We start from the raw sequence: 18135 nt of genomic DNA, 5'->3' as shown, positions 1-18135 counted from the left end.
ATATTATGAATCCGAGAATAGAAAAAAGAAACTGCCCTCAGCTTACGGTAGTATCTCCTTCATTTGAAGGACCTCGCAGTCCTTCTGCAGCTGTAACAGTAGGTTACGTAGATGTAACTGCACTTTCCCGTCATCTTAGATTATTAAAAGATGTGATTAAAGAAGCCCGAAATTTAGATTTAGGGAGAACGTTCCTCACATCTATGAAGCAGGGCTTTGTAAATACAGGTACAGAACTAGCAATTATGCAAGCAACCCTTGCAGATCAGAGTAGTCGTGAGACTCGCAAAAAGGAAGAGAAGATCTTCCACCAGCACTTGGGCAAGGCATTGCCTCAGGCGTCAACATCAACTTCGGGAGTTCCATCCGCTGTCGATCCTATTTCTGATAAAATGCCCTTACAATCTGCATTTGCCTACGTCCTTCTTGATAAGTATATTCCTTCCCAAGAGGAGGCTCTTTATGCTCTTGGAAAGGAGCTAAACTTGTCAGGATATGCGCAAAATTTATTTAGTCCTCTTTTAGAAATCATCAAGAGTTTTAACTCTGCTCCTATCCACTATAACTTGGGATCTTATATTTCTCAAACTAGTGAAACTGCGAACTTCGCTTATGGTTATGAGATGATCCTAACGCGATATAATAATGAGGTTACTCAATGTCGAATAGACATGGTAAATACAGCAAAAGCAAAAGCTGCTTTAGGTAACATGTCTACGTCTGTTAAAGCAAATGCGAGTCTTACTGATGCACAGAAAACACAAATTCAGGATATAATTAGCGGCTATAATAAATCTTTAGATCTAATAAACACACAATTAACCGATGTGATGGCAAATTTGGCAGCAATTACCTTTGTTCCAGGTTTAGATAAGTATGATCCTTCGTATCGTATTGTTGGTGGGGATATATCCATCATAGCATTGCAGGATAGAGAGAAGGTGCTTGTAGATGGTAAGATTAATGTCGCGAATGCAACTACTGAAGGAGGGTTAATTAGTTTCTTTACTACAGTCCTTACTGATGTACAGAACTATGGAGACTTAGCTCAGACGCAACAGCTTATGTTGGACTTGGAGCTTAAGGCGATGCAACAACAATGGAGCTTAGTATCTGCATCTTTGAAATTATTGAATGGAATGTACTCCACAGTAATTTCTGGATTTAGAAGCTAAAACTGTAATCCCGAAGTAATATTGATAGCACGTTGATAGCCCCAACGACCTTCTACACTATAATAGAAATTATCTGAGATGCAGCAGGTAGTTCCGAAGCAGAAGTTAATTCTATCGAAGTTTGTGATTTTACGAATTTTAAACTTAAAATTCGTAAATTGTTTTTCAAGTTCTGTGAAGCTATCCGAAGGAGCCTTTCTTGAAGTATTTCCTACCGATACTGATGCATAGGGAATCACATAGTCATTAAGATAGGTAGAAATCCCTATGCTTGCGGACCATTCCTTATAGCTTAAGTTTCCATCAGTAGCATCGAAATAAATTTCTGGGTTGGCTTTGTTATAAACAATGATGTAGTTGATAGGACTTGAGCCGTGACGGTAGTCAGCGCTAATCCCTACAAAGGAAACCCCGTCTTTCCACAATACTTTTTGTAAACTCAGATCCCAGACAATCCCGTAGTCTGACTGGACTTCAATGAGACCATCTGTAACTTCAGATTCTGCATTTAAGGGATTTGAAGTGAAATCTCTGTAAGCATTAAGAGGAAGGCGGTAGTACTGCTTGAGTCCTCCCACACGTGCTGTAAAGGCAATATCTAGAAGAGGAATCGCGGCAGGCGATGTTTCCTGTAGAGCTATGGTTGCAAAAACGCAACTTGAGTTGATCGAACTATTGTTAATATCAAAGTCGAAGTTTTTAGTTGTCGAAGTAATAGTAGGATTTGTTCCAGTGCCTGAAGTAGTGACGGAAGTAACGACAGGTACATCGGTAATATGGGCACTTTCTGAGAAGATATAATCTCCATAAAACCCAATTTTGAAGCTTCCTGCAAGTGTAGTAAAAAGATCATAGCTATTACAAAGCTGGAAGGCACACCATCCTTTTTGCTCAGGGTTGATGCCTGGCAACACAGGATTTGCAGGATTCCCAGCTGCTAGAGCATATAACGAGGGAGAAGATGCAATCCCCAAAAACATAGAGAAGGAAAGGGTTGCTAAACGTAAATGTTTTAGCATCTTGCTATTCATGTAAAGGGGGCCTTATTTGCTTTTAATGATTAAGTCTTCTTTACCAGATGGTATAAAAATGTACAAATGAAAAGAAAAGGGAGCAGTAGGATCTTGGAATGTTATAGGTCTCGAGGTTTTTTTCTCCTGAGTTTCTCTAAATTTTTGCAGGATTATAGGAATTCTTCTTTAGTATTTCTCTGTAAAAGGAGAGCAATGCCTTCTTTGAGATCAAGATGTTCATAGAGAACACGGTAGATCCCTGTAGTGATGGGCATATCGATTTTATGATGCTTGGCCACTTGGTAGGCAGAAAGTGCTGTATAGGCTCCTTCTACTACCATACCAATTTTTGCTTTTGCCTGTTCAAAAGTAAGACCTTGAGCAAGGAGTTTCCCGAATTGTAAATTTCTACTCGATTCTGAGAAGCAGGTCACACAAAGATCACCAAGGCCTGCAAGGCCATTGAGAGTTTCTGGCCTGCAATCCATGATAGCAGCTAGTTTACGCATTTCATGCAATCCCCGGGTAACAAGGCCTGCTTTTGCATTATTCCCGAAGGATAGCCCTTCCGCGATTCCACAGGAAATCGCAATGACATTTTTCAAAGCTCCTCCAAGAGCCGCACCTTTGATATCGGTATTAGGGTACACACGGAAGGTTGAGATTGAAAAAGCTTCGTGTATTTGCTTGAGAGTTTGCGAATCATAAGCGCTGACTACCACGGAACAGGGATAGCCTTGTAGGACTTCTTTAGCAATGGAAGGACCACTAAGATACCCTAAATAGGGAGTTGCGGAATCTCCAAGAACTTCGAGCATGATTTCACTGAGTAATAGTCCTGTATTTTGCTCGATTCCTTTGGATGTGATTACAAAGGGGACAGATAGGTTCGTGATTTGCTTGAGTTGTTCTGCTACAGGACGGATGCCCGCAGAGGTGACCCCTTCTACAATCATGAAAGCATTGTGAATTGCTTTTTCCATATCTGTAGTGAAAGAAAGATTCGGAGAAATGACAACATCAGGAGCTAAAGGATGACGTCGTTCTGTTTGTAATTGCTTGATAAGGTCGGGATTGCGGGACCATGCAACAACTTGATATCCCTTATTTGCAAGTAGGGAGGCTAAACAAAACCCCCAGATTCCCATGCCTAAATAGCCGATGTGTCTTTTCATGAGGCCTCAAAAAATGGTTCCTCGAAAAATGCTTTGTTTTCCCAATGTAGGGAGGTAGATGTTGAAGGATAATAAAAATCGGCTTCTAATTCAAATGTTGTGTTAGGAGAGAGCTTTTTGCCTGTGACTTTGTGAAAGAGCTGGCGTTCTCTATCAGAGAGGGCCTGTCTTACCGTATCTGGGCTGTGGTTCCCTTCCAGATTTTTTAGGGGAGCAAAGCATTCTTGCCTAGGATAGACAAGAGTTTGGCAACGCTCGCTATAACAAAATAGATCAAAAATAAACTCTTCAAATTTCCAAGCATTTTTTTCACTTAGAGAGGTGAGGCCTAGTTGCTTCGCATGCTTATGTACTTTATAAAGGGGAAGCTGTTGGTAGGCAGCATGTCGGATGAAGTCCATAGAGAGACAGTACAGACCAATATTTGCAAGACAGTATTTTAATTTACCGTCTTCATTAAGAGCGAATCTCTCGTTTTGGGGAATTTCAGAATATTCGATAACAGAGGTTTTCCCAGAATTATGAGATTTTACGAGAATACCTACATCCTCAACTGCAGTTTGACGTAGAGCTGCTTTTATCGAGACCTCGTTGTTGGACATAGCATGGAATCCACAAAGCTCCACATCAAAAGGAAGAGCCAAAGGATTGTCAATGGGGATAACACTGATCATTTCTATGCCAGCATTTTTCCATTTTTCCCATACTCCTGAAGTATAGAGAAGCGTAGCTATACAACCATTGCCATTAGGGCCGAGGGCTAGAGTATCCATATCTTCAAGGAATAGGTCTCCTGATAAGGTTAGGAGGGGCCAGAGAGGTTGGCAGAAAAAATCCACCTGATTCGGATCAAGGTGGAAGTAGTCATTAGATTCAAAATAAGAGCGTGTTTGTCGATTATTTAGAGGGGAGGTCATAAATGCTAGAGGAAGAGGCTGACCTGCAAGTTTACTTGCCGCACATACCTTTTCTGCTACTAACTGAAACAATGGCTTTTTTTTAATAGGAGAAACAGGAAATAAGCCTTTAGGGCCATCACATTTCAATCTTGAGCCCTGTCCTCCTGCAAGGACTACACAGGCAACTTTTTTCTCTTTAAGTAGAGAGGTGCCTGTGTGGGCTCTTTCTGGATCTTCTCCTGAAGAAGCAAATGAGGTTATAGGATGAAAATCTTTAAGGATAGCTGTAGGTGAGGAGATCAGTTGCTGTTGCTTATGAAAGAAATCAATGTCTACGGAGGCAAGCTGGTGGAAAAGCCTTTGCTGTTGTTTTAGAGAAAGAGATGGCCAGATATCTAATAGATGTTCTTGATTTATGGCTTTAAGCTTATCTGCTAAAGAATTTACATGCATAGCAGAGAGCGAGTATACCGATTCAGTCATTACAGTTAGCCTTACGTTCCTATCTCTTGATCCTTAGAATACTTATTGTTCTTGATCTTTTCGATGATTTTTCTGTGGTTTACTAATCCCAGTAGTTGCTGACGACGGATTTGAAGAAATCGAAGGGATTCGCCCTGTTGTTTATAAAGAGATGATTGTAATGTTTTCAAGTGTTCTAAGAGTATATCATAATGTTCTATGTTATCTCGAGAGATAAAATGCTCATAACGTTTCAGGCGCAAATCCGCAATACTTCTGTTTGTAGTTTGAATCTTTCGTGATACTGCTAAAACCGAGCTCTCTTGATTGCGGAGAGTACCTAAAGATTTATGGATTTTTACTTTTAAGATCAAAGATAAGCCATACAGTCGATTCGTCATGATTCTGCTAATGCCTCGAGCTCTTTCAATGTATTATCCAAGTAGCAGTAGCTAGACAAGGGTTGTGCTAGGAAGGCTTTAATGCTGGGAAGAAGTTTGATTGCTTTATCTAACTCTTCATCTTGACCTGGAGTATAAGCTCCAAGATGAATAATATCTAAAGCTTCATTATAGACCTTAAGTAGCGAACGAAGTTTTTCTGCAGCCGCATAATGATGAGGAAGTGCTAGGGGTTGTGCTGATCGAGAAAGACTTGATAAAATGTCGATAGGAGGGGAGGCCAAAGCTTTTCCTTGGCTTGTCAAAAAAAAATGTCCATCTAGCAGTGATTTTAAATAGTCGGTAAAGATATCAGGATGCTTGGGATAGTATAAAATCGCATAAAGGGCAGTTATAGATCCTTTGTCATTGTTTCCTGCACGCTCTGTAAATTCAGAGACATGGTGAAAGACAGACGCCGCATACTGGTGAGCGGAGAGTGTCTCTCCTCGAGCTAAAGCAACTTCTTGTAGTGCAGCGATCCATCGCGATAAAGAGTCCATAATAAATAAGACTTCATGACCCTGCTCCCGAAAATATTCTGCTATAGTCATAGCCGCGCGCCCTGCGATCACCTTTGCTGGCGCAGTCTCATGGGCAGCTGCTGCAACGATGATTGTACGATGTTCTTTCAAGGCGTTGCTATGCTTTTCTATGTATTCTCGAACTTCTCGTCCTCTCTCTCCAATTAAAGCAATGACATTGATTGTAGATTTCGATCCCAAAGCAATTGCTGAAAGCAGAGAAGATTTCCCACTTCCTGGTTCAGAAAAAACTCCAATACGCTGTCCTTTCCCTACGGTGAGAAAAGCATCAATAGCTTTAATTCCAGTAGGAAAGATCTGATTGATAGGTTGTCTCACCATAGGAGATGGTGGTATAGAAAGAAGAGGTTTTCTATGTGTCTTAGGAAGGTCTTCTTTGTTGTCGATGGGAGTACCGAAAGCATCTAAAACTCTCCCTAAAAGATGGTCTGACAGGTGTAGAGAAGGGGGGCGACGTAAAGGAAGAACTTCCGTCCCAAGAGCTACAGAGTGTAGCGGGGATAGGGACATTAGAAGTGTCGTTTGATTGTGAAAACCAATGACTTCGGCAAGAAGACGAGGATCTGTTGTTGAGGAAATTTTGCAGAGTTCACCCAGGCATGCAGAGAGCCCATCGACCTCAATAAGATTTCCAGAGACCTTGGATAATAAACCACAAGAACGATACGGTTGCCAATTATGAATGTGTATTTTTTCTTTATTTAGATGATTCATGCTGTCAAAACAGAAAGTAAGTGGTCTAATTCTTCGCTGATTTCTTGTCTAAGAATCCCCTTTGAAGTTTCTATTTTGAAACCCGATTGTTTGCAAGAAGTGTCGGGAAGAAACTCAGCATGCTTAATCATTGGGAGCTCGTGGGTGGTGATCCACTCTGTAAGTGTTTTGAGATCTTCAGGATGAAGAAATATTTTGATGGGAGTCAAAGATCTTAATGCCGTGTGTCTTTGGAGCGCGGTAGAAAGTAACAGGGCCAATTCTTGAGGATTTTCTAACTTCTTATATAGAAATTTTTCACAGATGAGAAGAGCCAGTTCTAACAGGTCTGGTTTTAGCTGTTGAACCGTTTTTTCTATTTCAGCAAGCAGGTGGATGGATAGTTTACGAAAGAGATGAACTAAAGAAAGAAGTTCTTGGCTCGCCTTATCATCGTTAAGATCTTTGAGAAGACTTTCTTGAGGTTCCTTATCCCAGGGATCACTTGGATGGGGAAGATGAGATTGAGAAAGAGAACCAGGAGATTGTGGTGTTGTCACAAGAGATACCTAATTCTTAAAGTTTATATTTCAGTACTTGATGTTTGAGATCTTCGGGCAATCTGTTTAGCAATGCTTCTGCTTTCTTAGGGTCCAAGTATGAAAGAATTAAAGCTATTTTTTCTGGAGATTCCTTTTGTATAATCTCTAACAGCTTTGAGATATTTATGCCTCGTTTTATTTTCTTGGGCTCGGGGGAGACTCTCTCGTATGCATGTCTAGCGAGATAAAAACTTGCTAAAGAAACAATCATTAAGCTTATGGCAAGGATCATACTCCCAATAAGGACTTTTGATGGTAAAGATTTTTTATTCGGTACACGAGCAAAAGGGAGAGTTTCTATGACAATATCATAGGAATCATCATAGTTTTGATGTAGGTAATGGGTAATATGAGTAATGATTTTTTTCAATTCTTCTCCAGCTAAATGAGAGAGATAGCTTTCATTTAGAGTGAGCTGTAACGTTGGCTTATTTTCCTTTCCGTGATAGGCAAAAGCGAAGTGTTCCTTGGGGAAAATTTTGCTAAGATAATTTTCTAATGTATGGATTAGTAGAGAGTTGATAGTTATAGATGCTGGCATGTAGAGATTGCCTAAGTTATCTGATAGAGATATGTGCTCTCTTTTTAACCCAGGAAGACTGCTGCATAGATAATCTGTAATTGAGAAGAGTAGCGAAGGAGTCAGGGACTCTTCTTTCCCTAAAGTAAGAATTACCGAGAGATGCAGAGGAGCAATCACGTCATCTTCTGTAGGAAGCGCAATTGCAACTTTTGAAGAAACAATAGGATGGAAGGACGTAAGATCTTTTTCTAACTGCTCTTTTTTTGCTAGGGATTCTATGAGCTTGGGGTTCCCCATTTGTGTTAGCTTAAGCCAATTGCCAGAGATTTTTTCTGTTTTAGCGGGAGTAGGAGTGGAGGACGGTTTTGAGGATTTTTCAAATAAAATAGCGCAACTTACAGCCCCAATGACTAAGAGGCATCCTAGGGGAGAAACCCCTAGAGCAGTAAGTTTTTTGGCCAAATTTTGAAAAAACACAACAGTCCTTCATAAAAATAAACGAAACCTATGGCATTGTTGCCATCGTATTCCTCTCTATCAAAAAGTAGGAATTATTGACAATTGCATCTCCTCTTAGGATTTAGGACCTGGAAATTTTATATCCTTAATTCAAAATACCCACATTCGAAGGATTTCAGGCTGTCAGAGCTTAAATTTGAAATTCTGATAAGGAATCCTTTAAAGTAGAGTTCTTATAAGGATAAATGCTGATTTAGAAATGTATTTGGAATTTTTAGTCCCCGAAAGGAGATCCTGGGGGGTAATGAGGGGTAGAAAGATCTAATGACGATTCATTTACCCTAACCTGAAGTTCAGGATAAACATAAGCTCTTAGGAGCTGTCCTATTGAATTTAAAGTCGATCCTAATGAAGAAGGACATGCCGAGCAATTTCCAGAATAGGCAATAGTTACAATAAGCTCTTTGAGCGATTCTATAGTCACTTCACCTCCATCCATAGCAACATAAGGACCGATTCTTTCTTGTATGGTATTGCGAAGAGTATAGAGTTTTTGTTCATGAGTTAGAGTCTCCCAATCACTTTGACTGTAGGGGTTAGCATCTTCGAAATCAAGATCTAGGGCAGTGTTTTGCAAAGGAAGTGAGCCATCTTCTAAAGGGATTTCAAGACATTGCTCAACAGCTGTATCTAACGCATCAATAACAAAATGATATAAAGAGAGGCCGTCTTCAGGAAGCGCGGGTTGATGCATTTGTGTACGTAGGGATTTATCAATATCATCAAGAGTAAGCCTATAAGCTTCGCTGTAGCTTTTCCCAATAACAAGATTACAGACAGTCTCGGCTAGAGGAATGAGATACGGGTGACCGAAGTATTGAAATTTTGCATCGAGGATAAGGCCGTTCTGTTTGTCAACAAGCCAATAAAAAGTGACACAGTTGCCCATGAGTCTGTGCCCCTGTTTCCCAATGATAAGATGAGCATCTTTAAGCTCAGCATCTTCTTCGGAAAAAGAACCCGCACAATGTGGTGTAAGAAACTTTTTCATAACTTTTGCTGATAGCGTGGACCAGAAAATAATCGGTTCAAAGGGTATGGTCATGATGGATTCCCAACTAAAGGGGTGAGGTGCTTTATGCCGTCATGCAATGCACGAGCAAGTATTGGAAACTCTAGGTCTTTACTTCTTTCTGTAAGGGAGAAATGCAAAGCACTGTGACATAAGAACGGGGAGATACCACAATTTTGTAAAACTTGTGCTAAGGGTTGGAAACGTTCGTATCCTAGGGCTGGATAAATTCCTTGCTGATGGAGGTGGAAGACAATACTTTCTGCTGGCATATCAGGAATTGCAGCAACAACGACATTAGGTAATCGGTTATTGACCTCTGAAAATAGCCATTGGATGGAGGGGAGGACTTTTTGCAACTCTTCAACGAGTTTTTTACGTAAATTCGAGGTGTGAAATGTAAAAAGGGGAAGAGCAGAAAGACGTTCTTCACAAGCAGTTTGCATCGCCGCTACCGAGCTGAAGCATAAAGACGCTGAAGGGTGAGAAGGAAACCAGGAGGAGAAGATTCTCTCTAGAGACCTACGAATGAAGATCCCCCCTATAGAACCCATTCCTCCAAGAGCTGCTGAAGAGAAAGTAATGATATCAGCATCGAGTATCTCAGGAGTTAAGGCAACCCTGCCTAAAATATCAGAAATATCCAAGTGGAGGAGAATCCTACGGTCTTTGCATAAGGATAGTATAGCGTCTAAAGATTGTATCACCCCCGTCAATCCGTGAGCTGCAGATAGTGAGAATAATAAACTGCGAGGACTTAAGGCTTCTATAAGTTGTTCCTCTACAATTCTTCCCTCATGATTTACTGTTGCCCAGTCATACGTAGTTCCTAGTCCTTGGTGGTGACACAGGCCATTGATTAAAAGTTGCTGATCATGAGAAGGGAGAATGAGGTGATTTCTTCCTTGAAAAAGCGATTGATTTTCTACAAGGGCTGCAAGAATGATATTCACAACATGGGGGAAGTGAGGGACAAAATGAAAAAGATGAGAATCTTTTAATCCTACCAATTTTCGGACACTCTCTTCTGCTTTCTCGATTAATTTTAAAGCTGAGGAAGGGGGTAGAGAAAATAGGTCTGAGTGCAAGGCATAATTTTCTTTGACTCGTTCAGACGGAGGGATTGCTAATTGGTTATTTAACCAAAAAATTCTGGATGTTTTTCGAGTTTGTGGTTTTTCCATTGATACACAACTGGTTTTCCCGTCGGCAATTCTAAAGAGAGTACCTCTTCTTCACTTAATTTTTCTATATCCATAATCAAAGAACGTAAGGAATTTCCATGCGCGGAAACAAAAACATTTTTTGAATTCTGTAGTTGAGGCAGGATATTTTCTTCAAAATAGGGCAAAGTTCTTTGTTTGGTATCGTAAAGGCTTTCTCCTTGAGGAGGAGCTGTTTTATAGCTGCGTCTCCAAAGCTTGACTTGCTCTTCTCCAAACTGTTCTGCTGTTTGTTTTTTATTTTTTCCTTGCAGTTGGCCATACATTCTTTCATTGAGAGCACTAGATCGATACAGAGGAATCATGTTTTTCTCTTCTTCCACACTGTAAATCTTGGACATCTCTTTTGCTTGTGGATCTTCATGAACAATATAGGGGATTTTCCCAGAGTGATGGTTTGTTACAGCGAGTAGGGCCGTCATGAGGCTACGCACTAAAGTAGATGTAAAGATGCAATCTATGGGCAAATTTTGAATAGCTCTTCCTGCAGAAAAGGCTTCTTCGATGCCTTGCTGACTTAGGGGAATATCTACCCATCCAGAAAATAAATTTTTTGCATTCCAAACAGATTGTCCATGACGTAATAAAATAAGAAGAGTCATACGTTCCTATAGAATATGGAGTGAGAGGCTAAGCATAAGCAGAAAACAACTTTTGTCTAGCAGAAATCATAAAAGTATAAAAATTTTTTTATGCAAAGAACAGTAGACCAGTATTGCCTTGCTTAGGCACAATAGGTGCGTTGTATGGGGTAAGTATGACAAAAGTTCGTCTCAATAAATTTTTAGCTTCTGCAGGAGTTGCTTCTCGAAGAAAGTGTGATGAAATTATTTTTTCTGGATCAGTAACTGTAAATGGTCGTATTGCTGAGGGGCCCTTTGTTCTTGTAGATCCTCAAGATACAATCAAGGTTTCAGGGACTCACGTTCATCTTACTAAGAAAGTATACTTCATGGTTCATAAAGCTATAGGGTACCTTTGTTCCTCTGAGAAGAAATTCCCAGGTACCAAGTTAGTGATCGACCTCTTTGCACATCTTCCCTACCGGGTGTTTACTGTAGGACGTTTGGATAAAGAGACTTCGGGGTTAATCTTAGTCACCAATGACGGAGAATTTGCAAATAAAATCATTCATCCCTCTTCAGGAATTACTAAAGAGTATCTCTTAAAAGTTAGCCGAGATGTCTCCGCAAAAGATTTAGAAAAATTCATGGAAGGGACTGTCATAGATGGAAAGCATATTCGTCCCGTCTCTGTCACCAAAATTCGTCGGGGGACATTAAAGATCGTTGTCCGTGAAGGGAAAAAACACGAGATACGTTTGTTTGCTGAGGCTGTAGGGCTGCCTATTTTAGAGCTAAAGCGTATACGTATCGGCAGCCTAGTCTTAGGAGGCTTGGGCTACGGTGAGTATCGGGAGCTTACGGATGCTGAACTTGGTACCTATATGCAATTATCTGCCTAACTTGTTTTTTTATATACGAACCTGCAATAGATAAAATCCTATGGGATGTGTTTTCTATGTGATAGCTGGCAGTATATTTCTTGGCGTCTGTTTGGGTGCCTATTGCCAACTCTACTATTCAGTAAAAAGCGTTGTATTTTCTTGGAAGTTATTGACGGCACATGCTTTGGAAAAGCGTCATGCCTTACTTGCTCTCGCTCAACTTTTAGGAGAAGAAGATGCTCAATCTCAACAGGAAATAGACTTTCTATCACAGTGTGATCGGATGTCTTGGCGTTCGTTCCTTAAAAATGCCTACGATATTATGCCCACATTGAAAGAAATGGAGAAGCTTCTTTCTGAAAGAGTTAAGGTATACCTGGAGTCCATAGAGAATATCGTAGAGAAAGATCGAGCCATCTTCTATATTGAAAATTTTTGGGCAAGTAAAAATCTATTTGATTTTCAAATCCCTGCTTATGAAGAAGCTGCGGAAAAGTATCTCAAGTTGCGACAGCAAATATCTTTGAGAATCGTCTCATGGCTCTTCGGCTTTTTAGATCTCCCCTCTATTCAATTTAGTAGCTAAACTATCTGCAAGATTCTGATTCAGAACACATAGTACGTGCTGTATCAGAAGCTCTCTGGCAACCTCTAGGTCTATAGGATGGCCAAGAACTTCTTGAAGAGATGTCGCAGGTTGGCCCACATCTTCTAAAAGTTTTTTAGTAGTGTTGGCATTGATGCCGATGCCAAGAACAACACCAAGAAGTCCTTCTACTGGAAGAGTTTCTGGAAGAACTCCACAGAGTTTTTCTTCCCGAATGAGTACATCGTTTGGCCATTTTATCTTTGCTTCTGTAATTCCTAATTCTTCACATAAGGCAACAACAGCTTCTGTCCCTAAGCGAAAGAGACGAGAAACATCGATCTCCAAGTCTGTAATAAAAAAGCAGAAGGTGTTGAGGAGATCTCCATTTGAAGACTTCCAACTCCTGCCAAACTTTCCTTTCCCAGCAGTTTGACATTTTGTGGAAATTACAGTTAATGCATAAGGATTCCACAAATGCATGTACGATGTTGCCATTGTGTTTGTGGAGGGAATTTTTTCTATTTCGTAATAAATAACTTTCATATTCTAGAAACTTGCAGTTCGGCTCAATAGTAATACGATTATGAGACATCATAAATATTTTCGGTATGTAAATGCTTGGGTTTTTCTTGTCGTACTTGCCTTAATGCTATTAAGTGTCGTGGTGATCTCTTCGATGGATCCTACAGCTATGTTGGTTACCTCATCTAAAGGTCTCTTGACAAATAAAAGTATCATGCAGCTCAGGCACTTCGCTCTAGGATGGATAGTTTTTTTTATCTGTGCCTATTTCGACTACCACCTGTTTAAACGATGGGCATGGTTACTCTACTTTTTGATGATTTGTGCTCTTGTGGGCCTTTTTTTTGTCCCCTCAGTCCAAAATGTCCATAGATGGTATCGCATTCCCTTCATCCATCTGAGTGTACAGCCCTCAGAATATGGAAAACTTATCGTTGTTATAATGCTTAGCTATATCTTAGAGTCTAGAAAAGCAGATATTACATCGAAAACAACAGCATTTCTTACTTGCTTAGTTGTAGCACTTCCCTTTTTTCTAATTTTAAAAGAACCCGATTTAGGAACAGCGTTAGTGTTATGCCCTGTTACATTGACAATTTTCTATTTAAGTAATGTCCATTCGTTACTAGTAAAATTTTGTACAGTCCTCGCTGCGATCGGGATTATAGGCTCGTTGTTGATTTTCTCGGGAATGGTCTCACATGAGAAAATCAAACCCTATGCTCTGAAAGTTATTAAGGAATATCAATACGAGAGACTTAGCCCATCAAATCATCACCAACGCGCCTCCCTCATTTCTATAGGACTTGGAGGGATTAAAGGCCGTGGATGGAAAACAGGAGAGTTCGCAGGTCGTGGATGGCTACCCTATGGTTACACAGACTCGGTATTTTCTGCTTTGGGAGAGGAATTTGGGCTCCTGGGATTGCTCTTTACCCTCGGGCTATTCTATTGCCTTATATGTTTTGGCTGTCGAACCGTTGCAGTAGCTATTGATGACTTTGGAAAACTACTTGCTGCTGGCATTACCGTATACCTGGCTATGCACGTCTTAATTAATATTAGTATGATGTGTGGATTGCTCCCAATCACAGGTGTCCCTTTGATCCTGATCTCTTATGGCGGCTCTTCGGTAATCTCTACAATGGCCTCGCTGGGTGTATTGCAAAGTATTTATAGCCGCCGTTTTGCTAAGTACTAACTTTTCAATAAACGGAGAGCATTTAATCCAACAATCACAGTACTTCCCTCATGAAGAATTACCGCAAGCCATAGAGGAATAATCCCTAACGATGCTGGCCAGGAGACTAAAAGAATAATACCAAGAGCTAGTGCAAGATTTTGTGAAACAACTTTTTTTGTTTGCTTTGCTTTTTGAATGATCCAGGGAAGAGAAGAAAGAGAGTCATGAAGGAGAACAATGTCTGCGGCTTCTATCGCTGTAGCACTTCCTGCTTCGCCCATGGCAATGCCTACAGTCGCCTGTGCTAAAGCAGGAGCATCGTTAATCCCGTCACCGACCATCATAATTTGGCGTTGCATCGCAAGCTCTCGTATTTTCTTTAACTTGTCATCGGGGGTGAGATCGGAAAATACCTCAGAAATTTTTAAAATTTGCGCCGTGTTTTCAGCACTGACTTTATGATCACCAGTGAGCATGGTTACTGGATATCCTAAATCTTTAAGATCTTGGATGATCTCTGCAGCTCGAGGGCGGGGCATATCTCGGAAATAAAATAAAGCAAAACTCTTTCCAACATATGCTAGAGAACAAATTTCACCCTGTTGCTTAGCTTGATAAATTTTCTCTTCGATCTCTTCAAGATACTCAGAAGGTACCTTCCCGAGTCCTGTTTCTACTCGACCTACAAAAGCTTCTTGTTCGTTGAAATAACCACGAACTCCTTCTCCAGGAACAGTAAGATACCGATCTGCAGGAAGCGAGGATACTTTTTGTTCCGTCAAATAAGTGACAATAGCCTCAGCAATCGGATGAGATGAAGACTGCTCTAAAGCTAATACTGATGGGAAAAAGTGATCATTTTTAGGACCGAAGTAGTCGCAACCTATACAGGTAAGCTCGCCAGTTGTTAACGTCCCTGTTTTATCCATCACTATAGAATTACAAGAAACTAGGCGATCTAAAATCACTCCACCTTTCAGGAGAATCCCATGTTTGGCACAGGCATTGATAGCGCTTAAATAGGCAATAGGAATGGCAATGATCAAAGCACAAGGAGATGCTGCAATAAGAAATGCAAGTGCACGGTAAAAAGCACTTTGCGGTCCTAAAAACGGAATGGAAGTGAATAAAGGAACAAGGAGCGCAATTGCAATCGCAATTGCAAAAATAGAGAGTGCATATACTGAAGAATACTTGTCTAAGCGTTGTTGCAATCTAGGTTTAGAGTTTTGTGCTTGAATGACTAAATTGATAATATGGGCAATGGTAGAGTCTGATCCCGTACGTAATACACAAAGATCGAAACTTCCTTCTATATTATGTGCTCCCGCAGGAACAATAGATCCTGGATAACAAGCTTTAGGCACTTTCTCTCCAGTAAGATGCATGAGGTTGATAGAAGAAGATCCATGGAGAACTTCTCCGTCCAAAGGCACAACCTCACCACTTTTAATCCGTAGAATGTTTCCAACCTCAACTTTGCTAATAGGGACTTTTTGTAAATTGCCATCTTCTAAGACAAGCCAGCCTGTAGTAGGAGCTAGTTGCTTCAAAGAGACTAAAGTGCTTTTCGCTTTTCCCGATACCATTTGTCCCAATGCTTCTGAAATCGCAAACAATACAAGAAGCAAAGCTCCTTCTAGAGCTCCTCCAATAAAAATAGAACCAAAGGCTGCTGATGTCATCAGAATATCAATGTTTACTATCTTTTGGCATATGTTATCCAATGACTTAATTAGAGCAGGGGTACCAGCAAGAAAAAATGTAAACACTACAAATAAGTTGGAAAGATTCCCTGCGTGCAGCCAGTAACTTAAAAGCGCAACCAAATAGGTCCCTAAAGATAGATACGCAGATTTTAAAGCAAGATTATGACTCAATTTACGATTTTGTTCCGACAAGAGAGGACTTGTATCCTCGGTCATTCCTGATTCAAAGAATGTATTTAACATTTCCGCAGAAAATGATGTAGAAAACAAACGAGAAAACACTGAGCAACCTGTTATAATAGTTTCATTAACGATGAGATAATACTTACCGAAGTGATGAAGATTCCTAATACCCAAATCATTTCGGAAATTTTATCATTTTCTAGAATTTTAGCTTTGAGAAAGGAAAGTATCAGAACCATGAGAGCAGAAAAGATGCCTGCGAGAGTGTAACTGATACATAAGACCAGGGGAAGGAAAATCACAAGACCGCAAAGGCCCCCTAAGATTCTAGATCCTCCTTGAATCAGAGGATGAGGGAGATCTTCTTTGCGAATAGAAAGTTCCTCTCGGATCATCGTATCTAGTAATAGCGTAGAATCGGAACAGACATATTCTACCATCTCTTGGAGGAGAGGGTCTTTAAACCCTTGATTCTCAAATAAAACCCGCAGCTCTATTCTTTCTTGATCAAAATTCTTTTCAATCTCATTTTTCTCTTCAAGCATGGAGCGGTGAGAGAGTTCTATATACGCCCAAACCTTTCTTGCTTTTAAGCATCCGTGGTAAAATGTCCAGCCAACGCCCAAAGATATTAAGGATTTTACTTGAATAGAACGACTCGTAGGAACCAAGAACAACAAAGTCCGAATGAAAAAAAGAAAAACACCAGTAGATAAAGCATGGTTAGCTAAATGATAGAAAAACCCTTTGAATGTTGTGTGAGGTTCTCCTTTACACACTCCATGCTTGTCTCTGACATATTTTACGTGATTGTCAGGAGTTTGTGATTTAAAGTGATCATCTGGATCCCTAGTCATAATTTTCCTTAGAAGTTAATGCTACCCGCAGTCTCGTGTGTTCTCAATCGTGTTTGGTAGAAGAGTCTCCAACCCTCCTAAATAAGGACGAAGCACTTCGGGAATGATCACAGAACCATCAGGTTGTTGGTTATTTTCTAAAATAGCCACAAGGAGACGAGGTGTTGCCAGGCCTGAGCCGTTAAGAGTATGAACAAACTGTAGTTTGCCTTGGCTATCTTTATACCGAGTTCCAGATCGCCGTGACTGGAAATCAGTACACTGAGAAATAGAAGAGACTTCATAAAAAGCTTTTTGTCCTGGCAACCAGACCTCAGCATCTATAGTCTTGGATGCTGTAAAAGACATATCTCCTGTGGAAAGCAAAGAAAGACGATAAGGCAATTTCAGCTCTGTAAGGATTTCTTCAACAATAGTAAGCATTTTTGCATAAGCAATATCATCTTGATCGGGTGTTGTAAAGGCAAACATTTCTACCTTATGGAATTGATGTACTCGTACAAGCCCTCTCTCATGAGCTCCTGCAGCACCCGCTTCTCTGCGGAAGCACGGAGTGAATGCAGCATAGTAAAGAGGAAGTTCTTTTTCTGTTAGGATGTCTTGCGAATGAAAACCGTTCAGCACTACTTCAGCAGTTGGGATGAGATAGAGGTACTGATCTCCATCTTCAACGCGGTAGTATTGTCCGTCAAATTTCGGAATCTGCCCAGAACCAAATAAAATTTCTTTTTTTACTAATAAAGGAGGGAGCCAAAGCTGAAATCCATGAGCTGCTTGCTTCTGTAGCATATAGGTAAGAAGAGCCCATTCCAAAAGAACACCACGATTTTTATAAGCAGGCCATCCTGATCCTGTCGTTTTTGCTGCTGCTTGAAAGTCTAAAATATCTAATTTCTGATTTAGCTCTAAGTGATGCTTCGGAGGAAAGGAAAATGCGGGAAGGTCTCCAACACTTTTGATTACTTGGTTTCCTGATTTATCCTCAGATACAGGAATGTCATCAGCAGGGTAATTCGGAAGATGACAAAGCAATTCATGTAATTGCATATTTTTTTTATTGAGCTGTTCTTCAATTTTTTCAAGATTAGCAGCGAGGGTTTCTACCTCTTGCATCAAGTTCTTGGCGTCTATCCCTTGAGTTTTGGCTTTATATATCTCTTGAGACAACACTCGTCTATGTGCTTGTAGAGTTTCTGAATCGGTCTTGAATTGACGGACCTCTTTATCCAAAGAGAGTATGAGCTCTAAAGAAATTTTTGGATCTTTTTTACGAAGCCGAGTTTCGCATTTTTCGGGAGTCTTGCGTATAATTTTTATATCCAACATGCTTGTCTCATTATTAAAGTAGAAGTGTGCAAAAGCGA

18 protein-coding genes are annotated in these 18135 nt (G+C 40.3%); 4 read left to right on the top strand and 14 right to left on the bottom strand.

The features are described from left to right. Nucleotides 1-5: 5 nt before the first annotated feature. On the top strand, nucleotides 6-1175 hold the full coding sequence (locus tag CMV32_RS02115) for a CT620/CT621 family type III secretion system effector (RefSeq protein ID WP_100934274.1): 1170 nt from the start codon (nucleotides 6-8) through the stop codon (nucleotides 1173-1175). Here the strand turns inward: CMV32_RS02115 and CMV32_RS02110 are convergent. From CMV32_RS02110 to CMV32_RS02065, 10 genes are all read right to left on the bottom strand, one after another. Then, nucleotides 1172-2206, bottom strand: coding sequence for a hypothetical protein (locus CMV32_RS02110; protein ID WP_100934273.1), 1035 nt, complete (start codon nucleotides 2204-2206; stop codon nucleotides 1172-1174). The two genes, CMV32_RS02115 and CMV32_RS02110, sit on opposite strands and share 4 nt — an antisense overlap. A gap of 152 nt (nucleotides 2207-2358) precedes the next feature. Further along, nucleotides 2359-3363, bottom strand: coding sequence for an NAD(P)H-dependent glycerol-3-phosphate dehydrogenase (locus tag CMV32_RS02105; protein WP_100934272.1), 1005 nt, complete (start codon nucleotides 3361-3363; stop codon nucleotides 2359-2361). Next, complete coding sequence (locus CMV32_RS02100; RefSeq protein WP_100934271.1) at nucleotides 3360-4745, bottom strand: UTP--glucose-1-phosphate uridylyltransferase; 1386 nt, start codon at nucleotides 4743-4745, stop codon at nucleotides 3360-3362. The genes CMV32_RS02105 and CMV32_RS02100 overlap by 4 nt, the downstream gene beginning before the upstream one ends. Before the next feature lie 11 nt (nucleotides 4746-4756). Next, nucleotides 4757-5125: a hypothetical protein gene (locus CMV32_RS02095; RefSeq protein ID WP_100934270.1), complete on the bottom strand. Its 369-nt coding sequence runs from the start codon at nucleotides 5123-5125 to the stop codon at nucleotides 4757-4759. Further along, nucleotides 5122-6423, bottom strand: a complete 1302-nt coding sequence (locus CMV32_RS02090; protein ID WP_100934269.1) for a FliI/YscN family ATPase — start codon at nucleotides 6421-6423, stop codon at nucleotides 5122-5124. Before CMV32_RS02090 ends, CMV32_RS02095 begins: the two co-directional genes overlap by 4 nt. Next, nucleotides 6420-6962, bottom strand: a complete 543-nt coding sequence (locus tag CMV32_RS02085) for a FliH/SctL family protein (RefSeq protein WP_100934268.1) — start codon at nucleotides 6960-6962, stop codon at nucleotides 6420-6422. The genes CMV32_RS02090 and CMV32_RS02085 overlap by 4 nt, the downstream gene beginning before the upstream one ends. A gap of 16 nt (nucleotides 6963-6978) precedes the next feature. Next, nucleotides 6979-8004, bottom strand: coding sequence for a type III secretion system protein (locus CMV32_RS02080; RefSeq protein ID WP_100934267.1), 1026 nt, complete (start codon nucleotides 8002-8004; stop codon nucleotides 6979-6981). A 256-nt stretch (nucleotides 8005-8260) separates the two neighbouring features. Further along, on the bottom strand, nucleotides 8261-9091 hold the full coding sequence (locus CMV32_RS02075; protein ID WP_100934266.1) for a NifU family protein: 831 nt from the start codon (nucleotides 9089-9091) through the stop codon (nucleotides 8261-8263). Then, nucleotides 9088-10242 carry an aminotransferase class V-fold PLP-dependent enzyme gene (locus tag CMV32_RS02070; RefSeq protein ID WP_100934265.1) on the bottom strand — a complete coding sequence of 385 codons (1155 nt, stop codon included), beginning with the start codon at nucleotides 10240-10242 and terminating at the stop codon, nucleotides 9088-9090. The genes CMV32_RS02075 and CMV32_RS02070 overlap by 4 nt, the downstream gene beginning before the upstream one ends. Then, nucleotides 10197-10883 carry a 2,3-bisphosphoglycerate-dependent phosphoglycerate mutase gene (locus tag CMV32_RS02065; RefSeq protein ID WP_100934264.1) on the bottom strand — a complete coding sequence of 229 codons (687 nt, stop codon included), beginning with the start codon at nucleotides 10881-10883 and terminating at the stop codon, nucleotides 10197-10199. Before CMV32_RS02065 ends, CMV32_RS02070 begins: the two co-directional genes overlap by 46 nt. A gap of 155 nt (nucleotides 10884-11038) precedes the next feature. On the opposite strand from CMV32_RS02065, the gene CMV32_RS02060 reads away from it, so the two are divergent. Both CMV32_RS02060 and CMV32_RS02055 read left to right on the top strand, forming a co-directional pair. After that, nucleotides 11039-11746: a pseudouridine synthase gene (locus tag CMV32_RS02060; RefSeq protein ID WP_100934263.1), complete on the top strand. Its 708-nt coding sequence runs from the start codon at nucleotides 11039-11041 to the stop codon at nucleotides 11744-11746. A gap of 40 nt (nucleotides 11747-11786) precedes the next feature. After that, nucleotides 11787-12314 (top strand): hypothetical protein, encoded by a 528-nt coding sequence (locus tag CMV32_RS02055; RefSeq protein WP_100934262.1) that lies wholly within the window; start codon nucleotides 11787-11789, stop codon nucleotides 12312-12314. On the opposite strand, the gene CMV32_RS02050 is transcribed toward CMV32_RS02055, so the two are convergent. After that, complete coding sequence (locus tag CMV32_RS02050; protein ID WP_100934261.1) at nucleotides 12282-12860, bottom strand: biotin--[acetyl-CoA-carboxylase] ligase; 579 nt, start codon at nucleotides 12858-12860, stop codon at nucleotides 12282-12284. The two genes, CMV32_RS02055 and CMV32_RS02050, sit on opposite strands and share 33 nt — an antisense overlap. 40 nt (nucleotides 12861-12900) lie before the next feature. Between CMV32_RS02050 and CMV32_RS02045 the strand changes: the two genes are divergently transcribed. Next, nucleotides 12901-14040 carry an FtsW/RodA/SpoVE family cell cycle protein gene (locus tag CMV32_RS02045; protein ID WP_100934260.1) on the top strand — a complete coding sequence of 380 codons (1140 nt, stop codon included), beginning with the start codon at nucleotides 12901-12903 and terminating at the stop codon, nucleotides 14038-14040. Here CMV32_RS02045 and CMV32_RS02040 read toward each other — a convergent pair. The 3 genes from CMV32_RS02040 to serS are packed head-to-tail and all read right to left on the bottom strand — an operon-like array spanning nucleotide 14037 to nucleotide 18097. Next, entirely contained in the window at nucleotides 14037-16013 is a 1977-nt protein-coding gene (locus CMV32_RS02040) for a cation-translocating P-type ATPase (RefSeq protein WP_100934259.1), read from the bottom strand. The two genes, CMV32_RS02045 and CMV32_RS02040, sit on opposite strands and share 4 nt — an antisense overlap. Before the next feature lie 11 nt (nucleotides 16014-16024). After that, nucleotides 16025-16771: a VIT1/CCC1 transporter family protein gene (locus CMV32_RS02035; protein ID WP_100934258.1), complete on the bottom strand. Its 747-nt coding sequence runs from the start codon at nucleotides 16769-16771 to the stop codon at nucleotides 16025-16027. Between the two features lie 21 nt (nucleotides 16772-16792). Then, nucleotides 16793-18097, bottom strand: a complete 1305-nt coding sequence (serS, locus tag CMV32_RS02030; protein ID WP_100934257.1) for a serine--tRNA ligase — start codon at nucleotides 18095-18097, stop codon at nucleotides 16793-16795. Nucleotides 18098-18135 lie beyond the last annotated feature (38 nt).

Source organism: Candidatus Chlamydia corallus (assembly GCF_002817655.1).
Classification (GTDB): domain Bacteria; phylum Chlamydiota; class Chlamydiia; order Chlamydiales; family Chlamydiaceae; genus Chlamydia; species Chlamydia corallus.
Note: the sequence above shows the minus strand (reverse complement) of the source record. Positions and strands in the feature narration are given on the sequence as shown.